The organism is Bradyrhizobium cedriense (genome assembly GCF_054602315.1).
Map to the genome: position 1 here is coordinate 198,340 of NZ_JBTSWB010000003.1, position 25,058 is coordinate 223,397.

The 25,058-nt window shown below is 64.2% G+C and carries 21 protein-coding genes; 9 read left to right on the plus strand and 12 right to left on the minus strand.

Translation table 11 applies throughout. The features are described 5' to 3' along the window. Positions 1-34 precede the first annotated feature (34 nt). Positions 35-1,423, plus strand: a complete 1,389-nt coding sequence (locus ACYCVF_RS12580; RefSeq protein ID WP_459595827.1) for an MFS transporter — start codon at positions 35-37, stop codon at positions 1,421-1,423. 213 nt (positions 1,424-1,636) lie between these two features. On the opposite strand, the gene ACYCVF_RS12585 is transcribed toward ACYCVF_RS12580, so the two are convergent. Then, a complete protein-coding gene (locus tag ACYCVF_RS12585) occupies positions 1,637-2,668 on the minus strand; it encodes a glycosyltransferase family 4 protein (RefSeq protein ID WP_459595828.1) in 1,032 nt (343 codons plus the stop codon). Between the two features lie 726 nt (positions 2,669-3,394). On the opposite strand from ACYCVF_RS12585, the gene ACYCVF_RS12590 reads away from it, so the two are divergent. Continuing rightward, positions 3,395-4,366: an MBL fold metallo-hydrolase gene (locus tag ACYCVF_RS12590; RefSeq protein WP_459595829.1), complete on the plus strand. Its 972-nt coding sequence runs from the start codon at positions 3,395-3,397 to the stop codon at positions 4,364-4,366. A 51-nt stretch (positions 4,367-4,417) separates the two neighbouring features. Here the strand turns inward: ACYCVF_RS12590 and ACYCVF_RS12595 are convergent, their stop codons facing one another. The 3 genes from ACYCVF_RS12595 to ACYCVF_RS12605 all read right to left on the minus strand — a co-directional run bounded on the left by ACYCVF_RS12595 (position 4,418) and on the right by ACYCVF_RS12605 (position 9,113). Continuing rightward, positions 4,418-7,564: an efflux RND transporter permease subunit gene (locus ACYCVF_RS12595; RefSeq protein WP_459595830.1), complete on the minus strand. Its 3,147-nt coding sequence runs from the start codon at positions 7,562-7,564 to the stop codon at positions 4,418-4,420. A 5-nt stretch (positions 7,565-7,569) separates the two neighbouring features. After that, positions 7,570-8,682, minus strand: coding sequence for an efflux RND transporter periplasmic adaptor subunit (locus ACYCVF_RS12600; protein WP_459595831.1), 1,113 nt, complete (start codon positions 8,680-8,682; stop codon positions 7,570-7,572). Between the two features lie 230 nt (positions 8,683-8,912). Beyond that, the gene (locus ACYCVF_RS12605) at positions 8,913-9,113 is read right to left on the minus strand and encodes a hypothetical protein (RefSeq protein ID WP_459606423.1); all 201 of its coding nucleotides are present in this window, start codon (positions 9,111-9,113) and stop codon (positions 8,913-8,915) included. Between ACYCVF_RS12605 and ACYCVF_RS12610 the strand changes: the two genes are divergently transcribed. Continuing rightward, the gene (locus tag ACYCVF_RS12610; RefSeq protein ID WP_459606422.1) at positions 9,103-9,633 is read left to right on the plus strand and encodes a TetR/AcrR family transcriptional regulator; all 531 of its coding nucleotides are present in this window, start codon (positions 9,103-9,105) and stop codon (positions 9,631-9,633) included. The two genes, ACYCVF_RS12605 and ACYCVF_RS12610, sit on opposite strands and share 11 nt — an antisense overlap. 7 nt (positions 9,634-9,640) lie before the next feature. Here ACYCVF_RS12610 and ACYCVF_RS12615 read toward each other — a convergent pair whose 3' ends face one another. Beyond that, positions 9,641-10,369 (minus strand): haloacid dehalogenase type II, encoded by a 729-nt coding sequence (locus ACYCVF_RS12615; protein WP_459595832.1) that lies wholly within the window; start codon positions 10,367-10,369, stop codon positions 9,641-9,643. A 157-nt stretch (positions 10,370-10,526) separates the two neighbouring features. Between ACYCVF_RS12615 and ACYCVF_RS12620 the strand changes: the two genes are divergently transcribed. After that, positions 10,527-11,723, plus strand: a complete 1,197-nt coding sequence (locus ACYCVF_RS12620) for a hypothetical protein (protein ID WP_459595833.1) — start codon at positions 10,527-10,529, stop codon at positions 11,721-11,723. Between the two features lie 77 nt (positions 11,724-11,800). On the opposite strand, the gene glpX is transcribed toward ACYCVF_RS12620, so the two are convergent. The 4 genes from glpX to ACYCVF_RS12640 form a co-directional block, all read right to left on the minus strand. Continuing rightward, positions 11,801-12,802, minus strand: coding sequence for a class II fructose-bisphosphatase (gene glpX / locus ACYCVF_RS12625; RefSeq protein ID WP_015686400.1), 1,002 nt, complete (start codon positions 12,800-12,802; stop codon positions 11,801-11,803). 80 nt (positions 12,803-12,882) lie between these two features. Beyond that, positions 12,883-14,199 carry a homoserine dehydrogenase gene (locus ACYCVF_RS12630; protein WP_459595834.1) on the minus strand — a complete coding sequence of 439 codons (1,317 nt, stop codon included), beginning with the start codon at positions 14,197-14,199 and terminating at the stop codon, positions 12,883-12,885. Positions 14,200-14,228: 29 nt separating this feature from the next. Continuing rightward, positions 14,229-15,449 carry an LL-diaminopimelate aminotransferase gene (locus ACYCVF_RS12635; RefSeq protein WP_459595835.1) on the minus strand — a complete coding sequence of 407 codons (1,221 nt, stop codon included), beginning with the start codon at positions 15,447-15,449 and terminating at the stop codon, positions 14,229-14,231. Between the two features lie 226 nt (positions 15,450-15,675). Beyond that, positions 15,676-15,951, minus strand: a complete 276-nt coding sequence (locus ACYCVF_RS12640; RefSeq protein WP_459595836.1) for a hypothetical protein — start codon at positions 15,949-15,951, stop codon at positions 15,676-15,678. A 253-nt stretch (positions 15,952-16,204) separates the two neighbouring features. Between ACYCVF_RS12640 and ACYCVF_RS12645 the strand changes: the two genes are divergently transcribed. Both ACYCVF_RS12645 and ACYCVF_RS12650 read left to right on the plus strand, forming a co-directional pair. Continuing rightward, positions 16,205-18,013, plus strand: coding sequence for a PHA/PHB synthase family protein (locus tag ACYCVF_RS12645; RefSeq protein WP_459595837.1), 1,809 nt, complete (start codon positions 16,205-16,207; stop codon positions 18,011-18,013). Between the two features lie 62 nt (positions 18,014-18,075). Next, the gene (locus ACYCVF_RS12650; protein WP_459595838.1) at positions 18,076-18,474 is read left to right on the plus strand and encodes an MAPEG family protein; all 399 of its coding nucleotides are present in this window, start codon (positions 18,076-18,078) and stop codon (positions 18,472-18,474) included. A 150-nt stretch (positions 18,475-18,624) separates the two neighbouring features. Here the strand turns inward: ACYCVF_RS12650 and argC are convergent, their stop codons facing one another. The 3 genes from argC to ACYCVF_RS12665 form a co-directional block, all read right to left on the minus strand. Further along, complete coding sequence (gene argC / locus ACYCVF_RS12655) at positions 18,625-19,608, minus strand: N-acetyl-gamma-glutamyl-phosphate reductase (RefSeq protein ID WP_459595839.1); 984 nt, start codon at positions 19,606-19,608, stop codon at positions 18,625-18,627. Then, entirely contained in the window at positions 19,605-20,270 is a 666-nt protein-coding gene (locus tag ACYCVF_RS12660) for an FMN-binding negative transcriptional regulator (protein WP_459595840.1), read from the minus strand. Before ACYCVF_RS12660 ends, argC begins: the two co-directional genes overlap by 4 nt. Positions 20,271-20,495: 225 nt before the next feature. After that, positions 20,496-21,026, minus strand: coding sequence for a DedA family protein (locus tag ACYCVF_RS12665; protein ID WP_459595841.1), 531 nt, complete (start codon positions 21,024-21,026; stop codon positions 20,496-20,498). A 271-nt stretch (positions 21,027-21,297) separates the two neighbouring features. Between ACYCVF_RS12665 and parE the strand changes: the two genes are divergently transcribed. From parE to ACYCVF_RS12680, 3 genes are all read left to right on the plus strand, one after another. Further along, positions 21,298-23,340 carry a DNA topoisomerase IV subunit B gene (parE, locus tag ACYCVF_RS12670; protein ID WP_459595842.1) on the plus strand — a complete coding sequence of 681 codons (2,043 nt, stop codon included), beginning with the start codon at positions 21,298-21,300 and terminating at the stop codon, positions 23,338-23,340. A gap of 444 nt (positions 23,341-23,784) precedes the next feature. Then, complete coding sequence (locus ACYCVF_RS12675) at positions 23,785-24,567, plus strand: outer membrane protein (protein ID WP_459595843.1); 783 nt, start codon at positions 23,785-23,787, stop codon at positions 24,565-24,567. Positions 24,568-24,863: 296 nt separating this feature from the next. Then, positions 24,864-25,049, plus strand: coding sequence for a hypothetical protein (locus ACYCVF_RS12680; RefSeq protein ID WP_018641722.1), 186 nt, complete (start codon positions 24,864-24,866; stop codon positions 25,047-25,049). Positions 25,050-25,058 lie beyond the last annotated feature (9 nt).

Here is a 25,058-nt window from a genome sequence, read left to right on the forward strand (position 1 = left end):
GGTTGTCTTTCCTACCTCATCAGCGAATGCACGCATGTCAGCATCTCAGCGACCGCCACTATCCCATGATTTGGCGGCCTTGCCCGGCATGACGCCGGCCGTCATTCTCGGCCTTGCCGCGTTCCTCACCAACTTCGATGTCACCGCCGTGATTGTCGGTTTGCCCGCGATCGCTGGTGATCTTGGACTGGGCTTCGCCGGCTACGCCTGGGTGATGGATGCCTACAGCCTTGCATTCACCGGCTCGTTGCTGATTGCCGGAGCGCTCTGCGACCGCTATGGCCGTCGCAAGGCGATGCTGGGGGGAAATCTCGTCTTTGCTGCGGCCTCCGTGGCCTGTGGTACGGCATGGGACGGCCTGTCCCTCTCACTTGCCCGCGCGCTTCAGGGAATCGGAGCGGCTTTTGTCGTCACAGGCGGCATGGCGCTGATTGCCACGACTTACGCGGACGCGAGCGCCCGAACGCGCGCGTTTTCCTGGCTCGGCGTCATGTCCGGCGTTGCGATGGCGGTGGGCCCCACAGTCGGCGGCATTGTCGCCACTTGGATGGGATGGCGGTGGATATTCCTGGCCAACGTTCCGCTTTGCTGCCTTGCCGGCTGGGCCATCCCCCACTTCGTGAAGGAGTCGCGGGAGGCTGCGCCCCGGTCCATCGACATACTCGGAATGGCTCTCCTCATCGCTGCCCTGTTCGCCATGATCGAAGCCTTGCTGCAAGCACGATCCGCACCGACACTCGCCTTGGTGGGCTGCTCTGTTAGCCTGCTGCTGATGGCTGTCTTCGTTGTTCAGCAGATGCGGCAAGATCAGCCTCTTTTCGCTCCCGGCATCTTCCTGCATCGTTCGATGATCGGGATCGCGGTGCTTCTCGCGGCGGTTTCAGTCGGATATTGGGCCCTGCTTGTTTACCTGCCGCCGTTTCTTGCCGCGGCCGCAGGACTCGGTACCGACGCGGGCGGCGCCGCTATGCTCGCAGCCACCCTTCCGATGTTGTTCATCCCGTCTTTCGGCGGTAGGAGCATCCTGGCACTCGGGTGGCGGCGGCATTTTGCTCTTGCCATGACGATCTCGACCATCGGTATCTCGCTTCTCCTTGCGTCATCGCTCTGCCGCGATCAGATGCCGATATGGCTCATCGGGACCGCCATGATGCTCTGCGGCGTCGGGGCGGCACTGGCACATCCTCAGCTGTCAGGGGCAGTCGTCGCATTGGCGCCGATGGAGCAAGCCGGCATGGCGTCCGCCGTGACCATCGTCGTTCGGCAGGCTGGCTTCGCCATAGGCATCGCCGCGATGGCTGCACTGCTCGGTAATGCCGGCGAGGTTGACGGCTATATCTGGCCGTTCGCATGCGCGACGCTGGCGAGCGGATTGGGAGTTCTGGCGGCTATTGTATTACTGCCGCGCCGATCGCCACGCTGAACACTAGACGAAATAATTCCGGGCGGGGCGCGCCGCAACGACAAGGAGTTGACGACGTCGATCGCGAGGTAGCGCCGGAGCAGCAGACGATAGGCTGACGTCAACCGGGGGCCCATCGCGAACGCGGCCGGCCTCTCTGAAGCGAGAGAGATGAACATCCGCCCCGCTTCTTTCGCGAGCGACAACGGCACTTCCGCCGTCGCGTGTTAGTTCTCAAGCCGGGGTGGCAACCAACTCGCGGTATCGGTCTTCGTACTGTCGCGCCATTCGGCCTGCGGTGAAACGTTCCTCAAAGCGGGCGCGCACCCTCCTTCGATCCAGCTTGCCCAATTCGCCGACCGCCTTGACGGCCTGCTCCTCGTTCTCGACGATGAAACCGGTCAGGCCGTGCTCGATGACCTCAGGGACGGAACCAGCGCGGTAGGCGATCACGGGCGTTCCGCAGGCCATCGCCTCGATCATGACCAACCCGAAAGGCTCCGGCCAAGCGATCGGAAACAGCAGAGCGGCTGCTCCGCCAAGGAATGATTGCTTCTTCACGTCGTCGACTTCGCCGACAAGCTGGATCTTCTCGCCGTCGATCCTGGGCGCGAGGTGTTTCCTGAAGTAGGCGGTCTCGGCGCGCGGAATCTTCGCGGCGATTCGGAGAGGCATCCGGACTGCCTGCGCGATGCGGATGGCGTCCTCCGGCCCCTTGTCTGGCGTGAGGCGGCCAAGAAACGCCAGATAGGACCCGTCCTCAGAGGAGGCGCACAGCAGCTCCGCGGGTAGCCCGTGTTGGATCGTTTCAATCCATTTCGCATCCGGGAGTGGCAGGCGCTGGTGATTGGAAATCGAGACGAAACTCGCATCGGGGAATTGCCGAGCTACATCAGGCAACCCGGGCAGATCGAGCCGGCCGTGCAGGGTTGTCAGGAACGGCACGCCAAGGCGGCTGAGCAATGGCAGATGCAGCCAGTCGACATGGGCGTGGATCACATCGAAGTCTCTGGCTCTCAGCGCGATTGCCTCCATCAGCATCGCGCAGGCAGCGCTCGGATCGGCACCCTTCCGGCCGAGACGCAGCGCGCGCGGCCACACCGGGTGAAGCTTGCCGGCCGTTCGGGAGTCGCCGCTGGCAAACAGCGTGACATCGTGGCCAAGCTTGACAAGTTCATCCACCAGCCAGGCCACCACCCGCTCGGTGCCGCCGTAAAGCTTCGGAGGGACGCTTTCGGCCAAGGGGGCGAGCTGAGCGATGCGCATGAGGGGCCCTATACCGCTGAACGCATGATCAACACGATGGCCGCAGATAAAAGGTTCGAGATTGCAAGCAACGTCCAATCCGGCCTCGCGCTTGCGCTCGCCAGGCGGCAGATGCGCCTCTCAATGAGTCTCAACATTCGTCATCGGAAAGCCGCTCGAGATAGGCAAGCCCGAATCCCGCGAGTTCCTGGGCGTCACCGTTGCTCTCGTGTGCTTCCCACCTCCCTTGCAGATGACGCTCGAGGAGGCACCGACGGCCATCCGCAGCATCGACATCGCGATGCCGCGCGCGATACACGCACCAAGCAGTATCAACCGCTGTTCGTAGAGGGCCGTCTTCGACCATGTTCCCAGTTCCGACGCAGAGATATCCATGGGACGCCAACTCGTCGCGATGACGGAAGTTTCCAACTTTTCCCGAAAACGTCCAAGCCTGCGCGCTGTTGCGAGCGCAGTCAGCGCTCGCAATGACCTCACTTTGAAAATTGCGTAACGCGCAATTCCGCGTGCTCTGGTTGGACGGGGCGTGCCCATGCATGCCGCATTCGCGCTCTGCATATCGTTCTCGCTCAGGCTGCGGAGCCAATTGATTCTACTTGCGAGCCTTCCGTAACCGGCGCAGCATGGCCTCTGCCGACCTTCGGCCGCAAGGCTGATCAGGCCGGTCGCAACGCGCGAACAATTGCGCAAGATACGCAAGACAAAAGACTAAAGCGGAGGAAATGCATGACAATCGATGTCTCTCGTCGGTCCCTGCTCGCGCTTGGCGCGGGCCTCGGCGCCAGCGCCATGCTCGGCAGCAGCGCGATGGCGCGGGCTCCCAAGCTCGGCACGCAGACGCCCTACTGGCACCGCTTCATTCTCGGCGATGCCGAGGTGACCGTCGTGTCCGATGGACCGTTGCCGCTCGGCGACCCCTCCGGAACGTTCACCGGCGTGCCCAAGGAAGAAGTCAAGAAGATGCTTGCCGACAATTTCCTGTCGCCGGACAACGTCGTGCTCGAACAGAACTCGCCGATCGTGAACACCGGCGACAAGCTCATCCTGTTCGATACCGGCATGGGCAGCTCGAAAATGTTCGGCGCCAGCACCGGGCGACAACAGAAGAGCATGACCGAGGCCGGCATCAAGCCGGGCGACATCGACGCCGTGGTCTGCTCGCATGCCCATATCGACCATATCGGCGGCATCGTCGACGAAGGCGGCAAGCCACTGTTTCCGAACGCGCAAGTCTACATCTCACAGACCGATTTCGACTTCTGGACCGACGAGGGCAAGCTCGGCAGCCCGGCCAAGGACTTCGTCGTCCACGCCCGCAAGAACCTGCTGCCGGTTCGCGACCGCATCGTGTTCTTCAAGGACGGCCAGGAATTCCTGCCCGGCGTGCAGGCGATCGCGGCGCCCGGCCACACCGTCGGCCACACCATCTTCATGGTCTCGTCGGCGGGAAAATCGTTCGCCTTCCTCGGCGACCTCTCGCATCATTCGGTGCTGCTATTGGAGCGGCCGCGGATGGAGTTCTCTTACGACACCGATCCGAAGCAGGCGGCGGACACGCGCGTCAAGCTGCTGACGATGCTCGCGGCCAACAAGACCCCAGTGATGTCCTATCACTTCGCCTGGCCGGGTTACGGCCATGTCGCCAAAGCGGGCGACGGATTCCACTACTATCCGGAACCGATGAAGATGACGCTGTAGGCCGGCAAATCAGCTCCGGGCGGCGCCAGCGGCCCGGAGCCGCGATTGAGCTCATTCGGCGGGCTCCGCGTGGGCAAGTGGCGTCGAGCCGGCTGCGTCGGGCTGCGCCCCCGGAAACATCCGTCGGACGAGCACGAACAGCGCAGGGACGAAGAAGATGCCGAGCGCGGTTGCCGCGATCATGCCGCCGGCTACTCCGATGCCGACCGCGTTCTGGCTGGCGGAGCCGGCGCCGGTCGCGACCGCCAGCGGCAGCACGCCGAGAATGAAGGCGAGCGAAGTCATTAGGATCGGGCGCAGCCGCTGGCGCGCGGCGTGTAGCGTGGCCTCCACGAGGCTGCGGCCGGCCGCGATCTGCTCAAGGGCGAACTCGACGATCAGGATCGCGTTCTTCGAGGCAAGACCGATGGTGGTGAGCAGACCGACCTGGAAATAGACGTCGTTGGCCTGGCTGAAAAGCGTCGCCCCGAGCAGCGCGCCGAGTACGCCGATCGGCACCGTCAGCATCACCGCGAACGGAACCGACCAGCTCTCATAGAGCGCGGCGAGGCTGAGGAACACGATCAGCAGCGAGATCGAATACAGGTACAGCGTCTGGCTGCCGGTCAGCCGCTCCTGGAACGACAAACCGGTCCATTCGTGACCGTAGCCCTTGGGGAGCTTCGCCATCTGCTCCTCCACCGCCTGCATGGCGACGCCCGAGCTGATGCCCTGCCCCGATTGTCCCTGAAGCTCGACGGCGGCGACGCCGTTGTAGCGCTCCAGGCGCGGCGAACCAAAGCTCCAGCGATTGGTAGCGAGCGCCGAGAACGGCACCATCGAGCCCGCGGTGTTACGCACGTACCAGCGTCCGATGTCGCTGGTATCCATGCGGAACGGTGCATCGCTCTGGACATAGACCTGCTTGACGCGGCCTCGGTCGATGAAGTCGTTGACATAAGCGCCGCCCCACGCCGCCGACAGCGTGGTGTTGAGATCGCTCAGGCTCACGCCGAGCGCCGTGGCCTTGGCCTGGTCGACGTCGAGATTGAATTGCGGCGTGTCGTCCTGACCGTTCGGCCGCGCCTGCGCCACGCGCTTGTCCGCCGCGAGCTGGCCGAGAAGCTGGTTGCGCGCCTGGATCAGCGCCTCGTGGCCGTTCCCGCCGGTGTCCTGAAGATAGACGTCGAAGCCACCAGCATTGCCGAAGCCCGGGATCGGTGGCGGCAGCACGGCAAACACCATCGCATCGCGGATCCGGGCAAACGCACCCATGGCGCGGCCGACCACGGCCTGCGCCGAGGCCCCCGCATGCTTGCGCTCGTCGAACGATTTCAGGCTGACGAAGGCAAGACCAACGTTCTGCCCCTGGCCGGCGAAGCTGTACCCACTGATCGCGAACACGCCTTGCACGGCATCTTTCTCGTTGTCGAGGTACTGGTGCTCGACCTGCTTGATGACGTCGAGCGTCCGCGTCGAGGTGGCGCCGACCGGAAGCTGGATCAGGGTCATGATCGAGCCCTGGTCCTCCTCGGGCAGGAACGAGCTCGGCAGCCGCTGGAACAGGACGACCATGGCGGCGACGATCGCTGCGAATGCGATCAGGACGCCGGCGACACGCTTGATCGCGCCGGCCGCTCCGCGCTGGTAACCATCGGCCATGCGGTCGAAACCGCGGTTGAACGCGCCGAAGAAGCCGCGCCTGGCGCCGTGATCCTTCGGCGGCTTCAGGATGGTGGCGCACAGCGCCGGCGTCAGCACCAGCGCTACTAGAACGGAGAGCAGCATCGCCGTGACGATGGTCAGCGCGAATTGCCGATAGATGATGCCGACCGAGCCGTTGAAGAACGCCATCGGGATGAACACGGCCGACAGCACGACCCCGATCCCGACCAGCGCGCCGGTGATCTCGCGCATGGACTTCTCGGTCGCCTCGCGCGGGGAGAGATGCTCCTCCGCCATCACGCGCTCGACGTTTTCGACCACGACGATGGCGTCGTCGACCAGCAGGCCGATCGCGAGCACCATCGCGAACATCGTCAACGTGTTGATGGAATAGCCAGCCAGCGCGAGCACGCCGAACGTCCCGAGCAGCACCACCGGCACGGCGATGGTCGGAATGATGGTGGCGCGCCAGCTCTGAAGGAACACGAACATCACGACGAAGACGAGAGCGATCGCCTCGAACAACGTATGGATCACCTTCTCGATCGACAGTTTCACGAACGGCGTGGTGTCGTAGGGATAGATGACGCGAAGCCCCTCCGGCATGGTGGCCGTGAGCTGGGCGATGCGCGCCTTCACCGCTTCGGAGGTGGCAACGGCATTGGCGCCGGTCGCGAGGCTGATGCCCATGCCGGCCGCCGGCTTGCCGTTGTAACGCGCGGTGGAATCGTAGGATTTCGAGCCGAGCTCGACGCGAGCGACGTCGCCGATACGGACGGTCTGGCCCGTCGTGGCGGTGCGCAGGATGATGTCCTTGAACTGCTCGACGGTCTGCAGGCGGCTCTGCGAGGTGATGGTCGCGTTGAGCTGCTGGCCGCCGACGGCCGGAAGACCGCCGAGCTGCCCGGCCGTCACCTGGGTGTTCTGGGTCTGGATCGCCGCAGTGACGTCGCCCGGCATCAGATTGTATTTGGCGAGCTTGTCGGGATCGAGCCAGATCCGCATGGCGTATTCGGCGCCGAACAGCTGCACCTGGCCGACGCCGGCGACGCGGCTGATCGGGTCGTTGATCGAGGACGCGACGTAATCGGCGATGTCGCTGGCACTGAGCCGGCCGTCATCGGAGACGAAGCCGAGCACCATCAGGAAGCTCGACGACGACTTCACGACCTTGATGCCCTGCTGCTGCACGACCTGCGGCAGCAGCGGGGTGGCGAGCTGAAGCTTGTTCTGCACCTGCACCTGGGCGATGTCGGCATCCGCCTCGTTGGTAAAGGTCAGCGAAATCGACACGGCGCCGGTCGAGGTGCTCGACGACGACATGTATTGCAGATGGTCGAGGCCGGTCATGTTCTGCTCGATGACCTTGGTCACCGAGTTCTCGGCGGTCTGGGCGTTGGCGCCGGGATAGGTCGCGCTGATCGTGACGACGGTCGGCGCGATCTGTGGGTATTGCGCGATCGGCAGGCGCATGATCGCGAGCACGCCGCCCAGCATGATCAGGATGGCGATGACCCAGGCGAAGATCGGCCGCTTGATGAAGAAATGCGACATGACGATTACCGCTCCGTTACCGCGACTGCCGGCTGCGCCTCGGCCCGCCGGGTCGGGCTCACCGTGAGGCCGGTCGCCGGATCAACCGCGATCTCGACGGTCTTGACGGGCGCGCCGGGACGCGCCTTTTGCGTTCCGTCGACGACCAGACGGTCGCCCGACTTGGCGCCGGCGCGAACGAGCCAGTTGCCGTCGACCGCCTCTCCGAGGTCCAGCGTCCGCTGCTCGACTTTGCCGTCCTCGTCGACGAACATCGCCACCGCCTGCCCGAGCGGATTGCGCGAGACCGCCCGCTGCGGCACCAGGATCGCGTCCGTGTCGACGCCGGCAACGACGCGTGCGCGCACATACATGCCGGGAAGCAGCAGGCGCTCGGGATTGGCGAAGATCGCGCGCGATGAGACCGAGCCGGTGCTCTCGTTGACGCTCGTATCGGTGAAACCATACTTGCCCTTGTGGCCATAGACCTTGCCGCTCTCCATCAGGAGTTCGACCTGCACGCCCCCCGCCGGACGCTTGAGCTGGCCGCTGGCGACCTCGCTCCGCAGCCGCTCCATCTCGGAGGTCGACTGGTCGAGATCGACATAGACCGGATCCAGCTGCTGGATCGTCGTCATCGCGGTGGCCTGGCTCGCGGTGACGAGTGCGCCTGGCGTGATGGTCGACTTGCCGATCCGGCCCGAGATCGACGCGGTCACCCTGGTGCGGTCGAGCGAGATCGCCGCGGTGTCGCGGTTGGCCTGCGCCGCATGCAGATCGGCCTCGCCCTGCTTGTAGGCGGCAACGGCGTCGTCGACGTCCTGCTGGCTGGCGGCATTGGTCTGAAGCAGCTGGGTCTTGCGCGCCGCCTTCAGGCGCACGCTGACGAGCGTCGCCTCCGCCCGTTGCACCGACGCCTCGGCGCTCGCCAGCCCGGCCTTGTACTGCACCGGATCGATCTCATAGAGCAGGTCGCCCTCCCTCACCTCGGCGCCTTCCACGAAGTCGCGCTTGAGCAGAATGCCCGTGACCTGCGGCCGGACCTCCGAGACCTGATAGGCGACGACGCGCCCCGGCAGGACGGTCGATATCTTCGCCTCCTGCGGCTTCAAGGTCACGATGCCCACCTCCGGCACCATGTGTGGTGGTCCGGCCTGCTGATTCTGGTCCCCGCAAGCTGCAAGCAACAGGGCAAATAACGGAACAGCTCGGGCGATCAAAGGACGCATGATGACGATCCATCGGGTGAGTTGCGGCCCTCGATTTGGGGGCGGCGCGCGGAAACATCCGGAAACTCTTCGGTTTCCATCAGGAAACTTGATAGTTTCCTTCACCGAAGTCAAGTGCTAGGCTGCGCATGAAACTGCGTTCAAGCAGTCGTGAAGCAGCTCAAGTCGGATGATCCCATGGCTAGAGAATCCAGCAGTCTCAGGCGCACGGCGCCGTCTTCGGAGCGAGCCAAGCCTGCCATCGAACTGCCCGCCCCGGACGCGCGCATGACGCAATTGCTGGCGGCGGCGAAGGACACCTTCACCAGCAAGGGATTCGCCGCAACGACGATGGACGACATCGCCAGGGCTGCCGGAATGTCGAAGAAGACGCTCTACAAATTGTTCGAGAGCAAGACCGACCTGTTCCGCGCCATGCTGCTGCGCAGTCTGCCCGCCGCCGATTATGCAGAGGCGCCTTTGGAAGGGTCACCCGTCAGCCGGCTTCGAAACATGCTCCGGGAGGCTGCAGACGTGGCGCTGTCGCCCGGCGAGATTGCGCTGCAGCGGCTGATCATCGGTGAACGCCAGGCCTCACCGGCGCTGGGGCGCATGTTCGCCGAAGTCATCATCGAAAGCGGCATGAATCACATCATCGAGCTGCTCAAGACGATTCGCCTCGAGCCGCGTTTTCAAGGCGTGCCCCTCCGCCTGATCGCCGAGATGCTGTTCGGCATGGTGTTCAGTCACGATCACTTCAGGCTGCTGACCGACACCGGATTCAAACTCAATCGCCGCGTGCTGGACAAGCGGATCGACCTTGCGATCGCAACTTTCTGTGCGCCCGAGGACCAGGCCGGCGAACTGCCTCGCCCGGGCTAAGCGGCGATCAGCAGCCGAGCCTATCGGCGATCCCGCCGAAATCCCTCGCGACGATATCCCAATTGCCCGTCGCCTCGAAGTCGACCTTCTGCAACGGTCCGTACTCCGTCGGCCGCGCCACGAAGGCGGTCTTGAGCCCGTTCTTCTGCGCGGCCGCAAGATCGCCGTTGTGGGCGGCGACCATCATCACCTCTTCCGGCTTGAGGCAAAGCAGGCGCGCGGCGCCGAGATAGGTTTCCGGATCGGGCTTGTAGTGCTCGAACAGCTCGGCCGACAGGATGAGGTCCCAGGGCAGGCCGGCGAATTTCGCCATGTTGGTGAGCAGCGCGACATTGCCGTTCGAGAGCGGCGCGATGACGAACTTGGACTTGAGCCGGGTCAGGCCGGCGACGCTGTCCGGCCAGGCATGCAGGCGGTGCCAGCCCTTGGTGAGATAATCGAGATCGGCTTCCGTCAGCCCCTTGATCGCGAACTTCTCGACAAGCTTGTCGAGCGAGCGGCGGTGCAGATCATCCAGCATGACATAGCCGCGCTCTGGATGTTTGCGCACGTCGTCCATCGAGGCCATGTACATGCCGCGCCAGCCGTCGACCAGAGCGGTCCAGTCGGCGCTGATGCCGCGTCCCTTGGCCCACCACATGAAGTCAGTGATCAGGCTGGTGCGCCAGTCCACGACGGTGCCGAACACGTCGAAGACAAGGGCTTTGACGGCGGAGAGATCGGATGCTGGCGTCATGTTTCGCTCCGCGGATTTTTCCTGCGCCCGGTTGGCTCCGGCTGAGATCGAGAGCTTTAAAGCATGATCCTTTCCATGCAACAATAGCGGTTGTCCGCCACACCTCGTCCGTCCGCGACGAGCAAAGACTCCGCCCCAGCGTGCGCATGCATCTGCCATGACGACCTTCCCTGTCGCATACGTTCTGCTCGATCATGCCCGCCTCCCGGATGAGGAGGCGTTGATCCGGACACTGCGCATTCGTCATCCCGACTTGCAGTGGAGCCCCGGCGGGCTCTCACGCAGCAACGCTGCCGACGATCCGATGTTCATCCGTGCCGGCGATCATCTCATGACGATCCTCATGATGCCGGCGCCGATACCTTACGATCAGGAATTGTGGCAGCGGGCTTCCTGGCTTTGGCCGGAAGCTTTCCACGCCGTTGGCCGGCATCGTGCGCACCTCATCGTGGCGCCGATGGGCTCTGCCGAAAGCAATAAGGCAATGAAGGCGCTGAATTATGCCGAGAATACGCAGCTCACGACCGCTTTTGTCGGGGCCGTGGTCGCGGCATTGCCGGAAGTTGCCGCCGTCGTCTGGCGGGGAAATGTCGGCCGCTCGCCCGAGATGTGGCTGGACCAGTCACGTAACGCCTTTGCTCCCTATCCAAATCAACCCTTCGCATTGTGGATCGAGATCGTCCCCTATCTTGCGGGCAAGACCCTGGGAGCATTGACGATCGGATTGTCCGCATTCACGGGACGAGAGATCGAATTCGAGGTGGATGGGCTCGATCAACGCACCGTCACCTCCCGTGTTGCCCAGCTTTCATCCTACCTTATTGCCCACGGCCTGGACGACGGTCCCAGGAGCGGCGCGGTATTCGAGGCCGACTCCGAAATTGACCATCGCGTCGCGGTGTTACATCGCAGTTCCCGCTTCAATATCGGACCCGTCATTTCGTTTGCATCCCTTGATGATCGATCCGGGAGAGTCAGGACCTTTCCGATCATTCCCGCCGCCATCGCCCGAGATCATCCGTTGCTGGTCATGCTGGGCAAGGTCGGGCTTTTCGATCCGGCACAGGCCGAGAACCAAATCAGGCTCAGGCCCGATCATTATGAATCGGAGGTCCGCCTCGAGGCCTTCGACCGAGGCCTCTCGCAGGCCCTGTCCGGCATGATCGCAACCGACATCTATGCCGAGGCCAATACGAACGCGCGCCGCGCGCTCGCGAATGGAGATATGGCGTCCGCGAAAGCCGTTCTCCAGCCCTGGGCCGATGAAGTCGGCGAGCTTCAACAGGCTGTCAAATTCGCCCTGACCGTTTGCGACGCGTTCCTGTTCATGCCCGCGCCGCTCCGCAGCCCATAACAGACAAGCGCGGAATCACGTCTGCGGCGCGCGTCCGATCGGAGCAGCCGAACGATCGCGCGCGGACGGTCGCGACATCAATCCAGATGGAACTTGGCGAGTTCCCGGTGCTCGGCCTTGATGTAGCGCACGGTGCCGGTGACGGAGCGCATCACCACCGTCTCGGTCTCGATCACGCCGTCCTTGCGGAACTTGACGCCCGAGAGCAGCGAGCCCGTGGTGACGCCGGTGGCGGCGAACAGGCAGTCGCCGCGCGCCATGTCCTCGATGCCGTAGATCATCTTGGGATCGTTGACGCCCATCTTGGCGGCGCGCTCGATCTTCTCCCCGGAATCGAGGATCAGGCGGCACTGCATCTGGCCGCCGATGCAGCGCAGCGCCACGGCCGCGAGCACGCCTTCCGGCGCACCGCCGGTACCGAGATACATGTCGACGCCGGTGTTGTCGGGGTCGGCGCAGTGGATCACGCCGGCGACGTCGCCGTCGGTGATCAGGCGCACCGCGGCGCCGGTCGAGCGCACGCTCTCGATGATGCTGGCATGGCGCGGACGGTCGAGCACGAGAACGGTGATGCCATCCGGCTGGACGCCCTTGGCCTTGGCGAGGCGGCGGACGTTCTCGGCCGGTGTGGCATCGAGCTCGACGACGCCCTTGGCGTAGCCGGGGCCGATCGCGAGCTTCTGCATGTAGACGTCGGGCGCGTGCAGCAGCGTGCCGCCGTCGGCCATCGCCATCGTGGCGATCGAGCCCGGCATGTTCTTGGCGCACAGCGTGGTGCCTTCGAGCGGATCGACCGCGATGTCGACCTGCGGGCCGGCGTTCATGCCGACCTTCTCGCCGATGAAGAGCATCGGCGCCTCGTCGCGCTCGCCCTCGCCGATCACGATGGTGCCCTCGATCGGCAGCTTGTTGAGCTCGCGCCGCATGGCGTCCACCGCGGCCTGGTCGGCCGCCTTCTCGTTGCCGTGCCCGCGCAGTCGCGCCGACGACACCGCCGCCCGCTCGGTCACGCGCACGATCTCCAGCGTGAGAATACGCTCGAGCAACGCTTGCGGCGGGACTGAAATATGGGTCGACATCGGCTTACTCCTTCGAAACGGTTCTGGACGGACATTCCGCCCGCATCAACTCGCAGCACCCACGGTTCGTTCGAACCGTGTCAGTTCTTCTCGATCCGGATTACCTGCGGCCGTCCGCTGATCACCTTGTCGCGCTGCACGGCGGCGAGCGCGCGGCGCACGGCGTCCTCATGCGTCGCATAGGTGATCAGGATGACAGGCACGGGCACCGCCTTGCCGTTGCCGGGCGGAGCACCGCCATTGGGGTGGCGCTGCACGATCGACTCGATCGAAATCTTCTGCTCGGCGAGCCGCGTCGCGATCGCGGCCGCAGTGCCGGGGAAATCGCGCGCGAGCAGGCGGATGTAGTAACCACCTTCATGCCGTTCCATCGGCGCCTTCTTGGTGTCGCGCAGTTGCGAAATCGGCCGGCCGAACGGATTGGCGCGGATGCCGCGCGCGACATCGGCGATGTCGGCGACCACGGCGGATGCGGTCGCCGCGCCGCCAGCGCCGGGGCCGACCAGCGTGATCGGCGGAATGCCCTCGCCGTCGATCGTGACCGCATTTGTGACGCCCATCACCTGCGCGATCGAGGACGATTTCGGAACCATGGTCGGATGCACGCGCTGCTCGATGCCCTTGGCGGTGCGAACGGCGACGCCGAGCAGCTTGACGCGGTAACCGAGATCGGCGGCCGCCCGAAGATCTTCCGGCGCGATGGAGGAGATGCCTTCGACATACACTGCGCTCTGAGCAACTTTCGTGCCGAAGGCGAGGCTGGCGAGAATGGCGAGCTTCTGCGCGGTGTCGTGGCCGTCGACGTCGAAGGACGGATTGGCTTCGGCATAGCCGAGCCGCTGCGCATCCTTCAGGCACTCGGCGAAGGACAGGCCCTCCTGCTCCATTCTCGTCAGGATGTAATTGCAGGTGCCGTTGAGGATGCCGTAGACGCGGTTGACGCCGGTTCCGGCAAGACCTTCGCGCAACGTCTTGATGACGGGAATGGCAGCCCCGACCGCTGCCTCGAAATTCAGCGCACCGCCGTGCTTTTCAGCCGCCTTCGCGAGCTTGAGGCCGTGCTTGGCCAGCAGCGCCTTGTTGGCGGTGACGACGGACTTGCCGGCGTGGAGCGCAGCTTCGACCGCGGAGAGCGACGGATCGCCTGCGCCGCCGATCAACTCGACGAAGCAGTCGACCTCGGGGTGGGTGGCCAGCGCCATCGGATCCTTGGCCCATTCGAGGCCGCGCAGGTCGATGCCGCGCTTCTTCGCCTTCGAGCGCGCAGTGACGGCGACGACGCGGATGCCGCGGCCGCTGCGGCCCGCGAGCACGCGCGCCTGGGTTTCGATCAAACGGATAACTTCGGCGCCCACGGTGCCGAGCCCCGCTATGCCCACTTTCAGGGGTGCAACCATGATGTCTTAGAAAACCTGCCGAAGAGAACTCAACGCCGATTGGCGAGCGGAACGACGTTGTGCAACGTTTCGATGCCGCTTTCAAGGAAGCGGCGTACGCCGCGCGCGGCCTGCCTGATCCGTTGCTCGTTTTCCACCATGGCGATGCGGACATATCCTTCACCATGCTCGCCGAAGCCGACGCCTGGCGAGACCGCGACACCGGACTTCTCGACCATCAGGGTTGCGAACTGCATGCTGCCGACGCTGCGGAAGGCTTCCGGCAACGGCACCCAGGCGAACATCGAGGCTTCCGGCGGCGGGATCTCCCAGCCGGCGCGGCCGAACGATTCCACCAGCGCGTCGCGGCGCTTGCGGTAGGTGTCGCGCATCTCCTTGATGCAATCGTCCGGACCGTTCAGCGCGGCGGTCGCGGCAACCTGCACCGGCGTGAACGCGCCGTAATCGAGGTAGGATTTGACGCGGGCGAGCGCGGCGATCACACGCTCATTGCCGACCGCAAAGCCCATGCGCCAGCCCGCCATCGAATAGGTCTTCGACATCGACGTGAACTCGACCGTGACGTCCATCGCGCCCGGCACCTGGAGCACCGAGGGCGGCGGATTGCTCTCGTCGAAATAGACTTCGGCATAGGCGAGATCGGACAGGATCAGGATCTCGTGCTTCTTCGCGAACGCAACGAGGTCCTTGTAGAAGTCGAGGCTCGCGACATAGGCGGTCGGATTCGAGGGATAGCAGACGACCAGCGCGAGCGGCTTGGGAATCGAATGCACGATCGCGCGCTCGGCCGCCTCGAAGAATTGCGGCGTCGGCTCCGAGGGCACCGAGCGGATCACGCCGCCCGCCATCAAAAAGCCGAAGGCATGAATCGGGTAGCTCGGGTTCGGACAGAGGATGACGTCGCCGGGCGCGGTGATCGCCTGCGCCACGTTGGCAAAACCTTCCTTCGAACCCAGCGTCGCCACCACCTCGGTGTCGGGGTTCAGCTTCACGCCGAAGCGGCGGGCGTAGTAGGCGGCCTGGGCCCTGCGCAGCCCCGGGATACCGCGCGAAGCCGAGTAACGGTCGGTGCGTGGCTTGCCGAGCGTCTCCTTCAGCTTCTCCAGCACATGTGGCGGCGCCGGCAGGTCCGGATTGCCCATGCCGAGGTCGATGATGTCGGCGCCGGCATTCCGCGCAGCCGCCTTGGCCCGGTTGACCTGCTCGAACACGTAAGGCGGAAGGCGGCGAATGCGGTAAAATTCTTCCATGGCTCTCTGGGCTCCGGGCAACCGGTCAGGACAGAATCGACAGGCCACGAGGGCCATTCCAAGGGGCGCTCAATCCAGTCGCGAAACTCACTCAAAATCAAATGTTTAGAGCAATCATCGACGACCAAGGCTGAAGTCGTTCGCCCTGACTCTTGGCTGAACCGTGATCTTTTAGCACGGCAAGGCGCAGGCGCCAGCGATTACCTTGCCCGCTAACTTCATGGACCTATTTGGCGTCCTTTGCGGCAGCCGCCTGGCGATCGCGTGCGGCGGCCAGCTCGGCTTCGATCTTGGCGCGCTGCTCCGGCGGAATGATCGCCTGATCGCGATCCGGCGGTAGATCGTGCACCGGCAGATAGGTGCCCGGCTCCCTGACATGCGCCTGCGCATCCGCGGGCGTCAAATCCGCGAACTGGCTCGAACACCCGCCGAGGGCGAGTGCCGCAATCAGCAGCGCGCCGCAGATCGGCAGCGTCTTTTGCAGGTCCCATAACGCCAACACTTGGGAAATCCCCTACTCGTCCCAAAGCACGGCCCCGGGCAACCTTACCCAAGACCGCGCCCAAGCTCAAACCATTGCTGCCCAAATGGTGCGAGCGAGAAAATAGCCCATGCCCAACAAGCCGAGCGGTGCGGCCCGATTGTGACGGAACCAAGAAGATTTGTCGCAGTGCAACACATCTTCGAGAGTGTTTAACGTCAAACATGCGAGCTTCGCGGTGACGAATACGGAATGAATCGTTACTGTTCTGCTCATGAGTATGGCCACGACCGACACGCCGAAACCCGGGACGAAGTTCGATGCGGAAGCCTTCGCGATGAATGTCGCGCGGGCGATGGAGAGCGGCGGCAAGGCACTCGCCGCTTACCTCAAGCCGCGCGAGAGCGGCGAGGTGCAGGATCGCCCGCCGGCCGAGCTTGCCGAGGTCATCAAGACCTTCACGTCGGTCGCCGAATATTGGCTTTCGGATACGTCCCGCTCCTCCGATCTCCAGACCAAGCTCGCGAAGGACTATCTCGACCTCTGGGGCGCGGCGGTGCGCCGCATGGCAGGTCAGGACGCTCCACCGGCGATCGCGCCCTCGCCGCGCGACAAGCGCTTTGCCGATCCGGAATGGAAGTCGAACCAGTTCTTCGACTTCGTCATGCAGCTCTATCTGCTCACGGCCAAGTGGGCGCAAGATCTGGTGCGCGATGCCGATGGGCTTGATCCGCAGACCCGCCGCAAGGCGGAGTTCTACGTCCAGCAGGTCATCAACGCCGTGTCGCCCTCCAACTTCGTGCTGACCAATCCGGAGGTGCTGCGCGAGACGGTGGCCAGCAGTGGCGAGAACCTCGCGCGCGGCCTGAAGATGCTGGCCGAGGACATCGCGGCCGGCAAGGGCATGCTGAAGATCCGCCAGTCCGATCCGGACAACCTCGTCGTCGGCGTCAACATGGCGACGACGCCGGGCAAGGTGATCTACCAGAACGGGATGATGCAGCTGATCCAGTACGCTCCGACCACGGAGACGGTGCTGCGCACCCCGCTCCTGATCGTGCCGCCCTGGATCAACAAGTTCTACATCCTCGATCTCAAGCCGGAGAAATCCTACATCAAGTGGTGCGTCGACCAGGGCATCACCGTCTTCGTGATCTCATGGGTCAATCCCGACAAGCAGCTCGGCAACAAGAGCTGGGAAGACTACATGAAGGAAGGCCCGCTCACGGCGATGGACGTGATCGAGAAGGTCACCGGCGAGATGAAGGTGCACACCGCCGGCTATTGCGTCGGCGGCACCATGCTCGCGACCACGCTGGCCTGGCTCGCCGAAAAGCGCCGCCAGCGCGTGTCGTCCGCGACGTTCTTCGCCGCCCAGGTCGACTTCACCCATGCCGGTGATCTCCTGGTATTCGTCAACGAGGAGCAGATCGCAGCGCTCGAGCAGGACATGAAGGCGGCCGGCGTGCTCGAAGGCTCGAAGATGGCGATGGCCTTCAACATGCTGCGCTCCAACGATCTGATCTGGTCTTACGTCGTCAGCAACTACCTGAAGGGCCAGCAGCCGAGCGCGTTCGACCTGTTGCACTGGAACTCCGACGCGACACGGATGACCGCGGCCAACCATTCCTACTACTTGCGCAATTGCTATCTGGAGAACCGGCTCTCCACCGGCACGATGGTGCTCGACAACACCCTGCTCGATCTCTCCAGGGTGAAGGTGCCCATCTATAATCTCGCCACCCGCGAGGACCACATCGCGCCCGCGGAATCGGTGCTGTACGGCTCGCAGTTCTTCGGCGGTCCGGTGAAGTACGTCCTGTCCGGCTCGGGCCACATCGCCGGCGTCGTCAATCCGCCTGCCTCGAACAAGTACCAGTACTGGACCAACGACAACATCAAGGACGTCAGCATCGCGCAGTGGATGAAGGGCGCCGAGGAGCACAAGGGCTCCTGGTGGCCGGACTGGCGCCAATGGCTGGGCGGGCTCGATCCCGAGGAAGTTCCCGCGCGCTTGGTCGGCAGTGAAGCATTCCCACCGATCGAGGACGCACCCGGCAGCTATGTCAGAGTTCGCGCATAGCGGAATCTCCCGCGCTTTTGTATAGACAGGCCTTCGGCACAGCGACGAGAGGGGACCGGACTATGACGCGCGAATTGTTCTGGCTGACGTGTACGGTGATCCTGACCGGGATCCTCTGGGTTCCCTACATCATCAACCGTTGCCAGGTTCGGGGGCTGAGCGGTGCCATGGCCAACCCGGCGCGCGGCGACAAGCCGCAGGCGGAATGGGCCAACCGGCTGATGTTCGCGCATGACAACGCGGTCGAGAACCTCGTCATCTTCGCGCCGCTGGTCCTGATCCTGAACGCGATCGACTATTCCACGAAATGGACCGTGCTCGCCTGCGCCGTTTATTTCTGGTCGCGCGTCGCACATGTGATCGTGTACGCGCTCGGAGTCCCGGTGTTCCGTACGCTGGCCTTCACCGTCGGCTTCCTTGCCCAGGCCGTGCTGGCGCTGGCGATCTTCAAGGTGCTGTAATCCCGTCTCCTTGATAAGGCCGCGGCGCATCAGTGACGCGCCGCAGAGCCGGGCCAGCAGGCCACAAGCGAAGCAGGAATGGGCTCGGCTCTGCAGCGCATCACCGACTAAGTGCTGCGCTGCGTCCGGGTCATCAGTGAGTGGCTGCCCCTACTCCTCCGGCAATCCCAGCATCAGCCGCATGTTCTGCACGGCTGCCCCGGATGCACCCTTGCCGAGATTGTCGAGCCGGGCGACCAGCAACGCCTGATGATATTTGTCGCTGGCGAAGACGTAGAGCTCGAGCATGTTGGTCTCGTTCAGCGCCTCCGGCTCGATCCGGCCGCCCTTGGTCGCCTCGTTCTGGAGCGGCATCACCTTGACGTATTTCGAACCCGCGTAACGCTTTGCCATCGCCGCTTGCAGGTCGGCACCGCCAGGCTTGCCCGGCAGCGCGTCGAGCTGCAGCGGCACCGAGACCAGCATGCCTTGCCGGTAGTTGCCGACCGAGGGAATGAAGATCGGCCGCCGCGTCAGGTTGGAATAGAGCTGCATCTCCGGCAGATGCTTGTGCTCGAAGCCGAGGCCATAGAGCTCGAAGGACGGCGCGCTGCCATCTTCGAAGCTCGCGATCATCGACTTGCCGCCGCCGGAATAGCCGCTCACGGCATTGACGGTGACGGGATAATCCTGCGGCAGCAGGCCGGCATCGACGATCGGCCGCAGCAGCGCGATCGCGCCGGTCGGATAGCAACCGGGATTGGAAACCTTGTTCGCCGCCTTGATCTTGCCGGCCTGGTCCGGGGTCAGTTCGGGAAAGCCATAGGCCCAGTCGGGCGCGACCCGGTATGCCGTCGAAGCGTCCAGCACCTTCGGCGCAGACGTGCCCATGCTGTCGACCAGCGCAACGGTTTCCTTGGCGGCGTCGTCGGGCAGGCAGAGGATGACGAGGTCCACCTCCTCCATCAGCGCCTTCTTGGCCGCGGGGTCCTTGCGCTTGTCGTCGGCGATGGTCTTCACCGCAACATCGCTCTGGAGCTTCAGCCGCTCGTTGATGCCGAGGCCGGTGGTGCCGGAGCCACCGTCGACGAAGACGGTGGCAGGCTTCCTTGCCGCGCCGGTGGTCGAGGCTTTCGTCGTCTCAGCGAGGCTCATGGCGCGCTCCTTTCGAGCTTGTTCGTGTCGTCTGCGAAGATCTGCGGGCGGGTCTGCAGCATCAACCGTGAAATCTCTCCGGCGTCGGCATCACCGGCGCCGAGCGCATTTGCGATCGCTGCGAAATCGGCGTCCGACTTGTGCTGGTTGAGCTTGAAGCTGCCCTCGACCTCTTCAACCGTCATGACCAGACCCACGATCGCCTTCTTCATCGCCTCGAACCGCCCGGCGTTCATCTTGCCCGACGTCCATGGCTTCTTCGGCAACAGCCGGCTCTCGAACTTGTCGCTGAGCGTGTCGACCTGCACCGACAGTTCCTCGTCCGTCAGGAGCCGCACCGGCCCGCTCAGATGCACCGACTGGTAGAGCCAGGTCGGGACCTGATCCGGCGAGACGTACCAGTCCGGCGATACATAGGCATCGGGGCCGTTGACCGCGAGCAGCCAGGACGCGGCGCCATCCGCCAGCTTTAGCAGCGGATTGTGACGGGCGAGATGGAAGGCCGCCTGCGGCGTGCCGTCAGCGGCATAGGTCAGGTAGAACGGCAATGGCGAGGCGACCGGCTTGTGACCGTCGAAGGCGCACACTGTCCCGAAGCCGCGCTCCTCGGCGAACTTCAGGCTCGCGGCGCGGTCCTGTTTGAAGAAGGGTGGTGTGTACATCGTGGTCTCCTGCTGGGCCTCCGTGGGGAGCCGCCGGATCAGATCGCGCTGACAGGAGAGAGGATGCCGCGGATCGGGTCCAGCGGCAAAGACGATGATCTCAAACGCGATCGACCGCCCAAACCGCTAAAGAGCGGCGGCGGCGAGGGGCGAACATGATGGTCGCGGCGTTGATCATGGCGCGCGGCTATAAGGCCAGATCGGGTTTCGGTCAAGGTGCCGGCGTCAGATGACGCGCCAGATCCATTCCATGAGCTTCGCGAGCACGTCGCCGAACAGCAGAAGCACGGCCGACCAGATCAGGGCCGAGACGAAATTAGCGGCCTGGAAGCTCCAATAGGGCATCTCGAAGATCCCGGCCGCGAGCGGCACGGAGGCCCTCAAGGGGCCGAAGAAGCGCCCGATGAAGATGCTGGGTATGCCCCACTTGCGCACGAAGGCCTCCCCTCTGGGCAGCAGGTCCGGATAAAGCGAGAGCGGCCATATCTGGGCAACTCTTTCCTTGTAGCGGTAGCCGAACCAGTAGGAGACCCAGTCGCCCAGCGCCGCGCCGAGCCCGCCGGCGATCCAGACCGGGAAGAAACTGATGCCGCTGACCCCGATCAGCGCTCCGATGGCCACCAGCGCGCCCCAGGCCGGCACCAGCAACGATATGAACGCCAGCGACTCCCCGAAGGCGAGCAGGAAAACGACCGGTGCCGCCCAAGCCTGGTGAACGCGCACGAAGTCGGCCAGGGCGTGCGCAATCTGCTCCATTCAAAATAGCCTTCCGCCCCGTCTCAAGGTGCTGCCGATGAAAAGGACTGGTAAGCCAAGGACTTGTGTGACATCAAGTCACAAAAGCCGAGATGGACCGGACCGGGGCGTCAATTTGCCGGGAACTGGCCGGCCTGCGGCGTAAAATCGCCGGGATTGGCTCCCAACCACACCGCCCCGGGTGCCCTGCGATAACCTTTCCCAGTCAGAAGTGGCATAGTCGCCCCAACCGATTCGCCGCCCTTGCGGCCTCAGAAGCGCATCAAGATATATGTCCAAGCAGTTGAAGCCCAAAGCAAAAGACGACTTTTTCGGCGGCGACGAGCCGAAACCCCGCGCCGCCAAGCCGGCGCCGCGCGGAAGCGGCGGAGAAGCCGACTACACGGCCGCCGACATTGAGGTCCTCGAGGGCCTGGAACCGGTGCGGCGGCGGCCTGGCATGTATATCGGCGGCACCGACGAGAAGGCGCTGCATCACCTGTTCGCCGAAGTCATCGACAACTCGATGGACGAGGCGCTGGCCGGACACGCGACCTTCATCGAAGTCGATCTGAGCGCGGATGGATTCCTGACCGTCACCGACAACGGCCGCGGCATCCCAATCGATCCTCATCCGAAGTTCCCGAAGAAGTCGGCACTCGAAGTCATCATGTGCACGCTGCATTCGGGCGGCAAGTTCGACAGCAAGGTCTACGAGACGTCGGGCGGCCTGCACGGCGTCGGCATCTCCGTGGTGAACGCCCTCTCCTCGCGTCTCGAGGTCGAGGTCGCGCGCAGCCAGAAGCTCTATCGCATGAGCTTCGAGCGCGGACATCCCAAGGGCAAGCTCGAGGATCTCGGCAAGATCAACAACCGTCGCGGCACGCGTGTGCGTTTCAAGCCCGACACCGACATCTTCGGCGCCAAGGCCGCGTTCAAGCCGCAGCGCCTGTTCAAGATGACGCGCTCGAAGGCGTATCTTTTCGGCGGAGTCGAGATCCGCTGGAACTGTGCGCCCGAGTTGCTCAAGGGCGTCGAGGACGTACCGGCGGAGGCGACGTTCCACTTCCCCGGCGGCCTCAAGGATTATCTCGCAGCCGCGATCCATGCCGACACGCTGGTGCATCCCGATATCTTCTCCGGAAAATCGGGCCGCAACGGCGCGCACGGCGCCTGCGAATGGGCCGTGGCCTGGACCGCGGATGCCGACGGATTCCTCTCCTCCTACACCAACACCGTGCCGACACCGGATGGCGGCACGCATGAATCCGGCCTGCGCAGCGCGCTGTTGCGCGGCTTGAAGGATCATGCCGAGCGCGTCGGTCAGGGCAAGCGCGCGGCCTCCGTCACCTCGGAAGACGTGATGGTCGGCGCCGCCGTGATGCTCTCGGTGTTCGTGCGCGAGCCCGAATTCCAAGGCCAGACCAAGGATCGTCTCGCCACCGCGGAAGCGCAGCGCATCGTCGAGCAGGCGATGAAGGACCCGTTCGACCATTGGCTCTCGGGCAATCCGAACATGGCCAACCGGCTGCTCGACTTCGTGATCGACCGCGCCGAAGAACGGCTGCGCCGGCGGCAAGAGAAAGAGACCGCGCGAAAAACCGCCGGCAAGAAGCTGCGCCTGCCCGGCAAGCTCGCCGACTGCACGGACGCCGGCACCGACGGCTCGGAGCTGTTCATCGTCGAGGGCGACTCGGCCGGCGGCAGCGCCAAGCAGGCGCGCGACCGCAAGACCCAGGCCGTGCTGCCGCTGCGCGGCAAGATCCTCAACGTCGCCTCCGCCGGCAAGGACAAGCTGACGGCGAACGCCCAGCTCTCCGATCTCGTGCAGGCGATCGGCTGCGGCACGCTCGCGCAGTATCGCGAAGAGGATCTGCGCTATCAGCGCATCATCATCATGACCGACGCCGACGTCGACGGTGCGCACATCGCTTCGCTGCTGATCACCTTCTTCTACCGGCAAATGCCCCGGCTGATCGACGAGGGCCACCTCTTCCTCGCGGTGCCGCCGCTCTACAAGCTGACCCACGGCACCAAATCGGTCTACGCCCGCGACGACAAGCACAAGGACGAGCTGACCAAGAGCGCGTTCAACGCCAACGCCAAGGTCGAGGTGAACCGCTTCAAAGGCCTCGGCGAGATGATGCCGGCGCAGCTCAAGGAAACCACCATGGATCCGGCCAAGCGGACGCTGCTCAAGGTGGTGCTGCTCGCCGACGATCGCGATACCACGGCCGATTCGGTTGAGCGCCTGATGGGCACCAAGGCCGAGGCGCGATTCGCGTTCATCTCCGACAAGGCCGAATTCGCCAACGAGGATCTGCTGGACGTCTGAGGCCGCAACCAGGCGGCGAATTCCAGGACAGCCCCGGCCCTAAAGCCGAGGCTGTTTTGTTTTGAAGGGATGCCTGTTCCAGGCTTGCCCCGTGCGCCGCCGGTGCTTTTCGTTGATTCCCAGATCGTCGCAGAGCGACTCGGCCAGCGACTCACAGGCGCCGAGGCCGAGGCAGGATTGCCTTCACTTCAGCCAGAGCCGAATTTGCTAACGAGACGTTACCCGAAACCCAATCTTCAACAATCCGACAAGATACTGAAATATATCGCCTTTTATGGATGCCGGCGGCAGCACTGCAATTACCCCCGCACCGGCGTTTTCCGGCGACTGTGCCTGCCCGGCAACAGCATTTTGGCGAGAACCGTCTATAGTCCGGGACATCAGATGAAACGAACTTCAGTGCGCTCGCGCCTGCTACGACATACCAAGGTTGGGGATTTTGACATGAAGAAGACTCTGCTCGCTCTGACCGCGGTTGCCGCGATGACCGGTTCGGCCTCGGCGGCTGACCTCGGTGCCCGTCCCTATGCGAAGGCCCCGATGGCCGCTCCCGTTGCCAACTGGACCGGGTTCTACGTGTTCGGCGGCGGCGGCGGTGGGCTCTCGAACGCCGACCAGAGCATCGTGGATACGGCCACCGGCACGCCGTTGACGATCACGCAGCGCCAGGGTGGCTCCGGCTGGTTCGGCACCGTCGGCGCCGGCTATGACTGGCAGTTCAGCGGCACCTGGGTCGCCGGTGTGTTTGGCGACGCCCAGTTCGGCAGCATCCGCGCCACCATCCAGGATCCGATCTTTAGCATCACCGGCAACCAAAAGCTGGAAACCTCCTGGGCCGCGGGTGTGCGCCTCGGCTGGCTGGTCGCCCCGAACGTTCTCTCCTACGTCAACGGCGGTTACTCCGGCGCTCACTTCGGTCAGACCAACTTCACGACGCTGGGCGGCACTCCCGTGGGCGTCCATCTCGCCAGCTACGATCGTCACGGCTGGTTCATCGGCGGCGGCGTCGAGAACAGCCTGAACATCTTCGGCCTCACCTCGCCCGGCTGGTTCATGAAGACCGAGTATCGTTCGGCCTTCTACAACGCCAAGACCCAGACCGAGCTCTTGGATGGCACCAACGCGCCGCTCATCAACAGCGTCCGCGCCAACAGCTGGAACCAGACGATCTCGACCTCGCTGGTCTACCGCTTCAACTGGACCGGTCCGGTCGTCGCGAAGTACTGATCTGATCTCACGATCAAACGTCAAAGCCCCGGCATCGTCCGGGGCTTTTCGTTTGGGGGCGGCTTGCCGGCAATGCCTTGCACGTCGGCGCACCGGATTTCGCTCGCGGACCAACCGGCCCCGCCGATTGCACAGCCGCGAGTTGCAGGGACACGCTCCCTCCCCGCGGACGGCCCGCGCCGGCGCCGCCATTGTGTCCGAGCCGAAGCTGCGGCTACTGTACGAGCAAGCTTTCGCGGGCGGCGGTCATCCTTCTTTGCCGCTCGCGACAGAAGCGGGCCGATAGGGAGGAATGCATGCGCAGATTTCTGCTTGTTGCAGGCCTGTTTGCGACTGCCGTCGGGCTGCTGTGGATCGGACAGGGCACGGGCACCGTTCCGTGGCCGCGATCAAGCTTCATGGTCAACCAGCTGCAATGGGCGGGCTATGGCGCAGCCATGGCCGGCTTTGGGCTGGTGCTGATCTGGCAGAGCAACCAATAGAAGAAACCA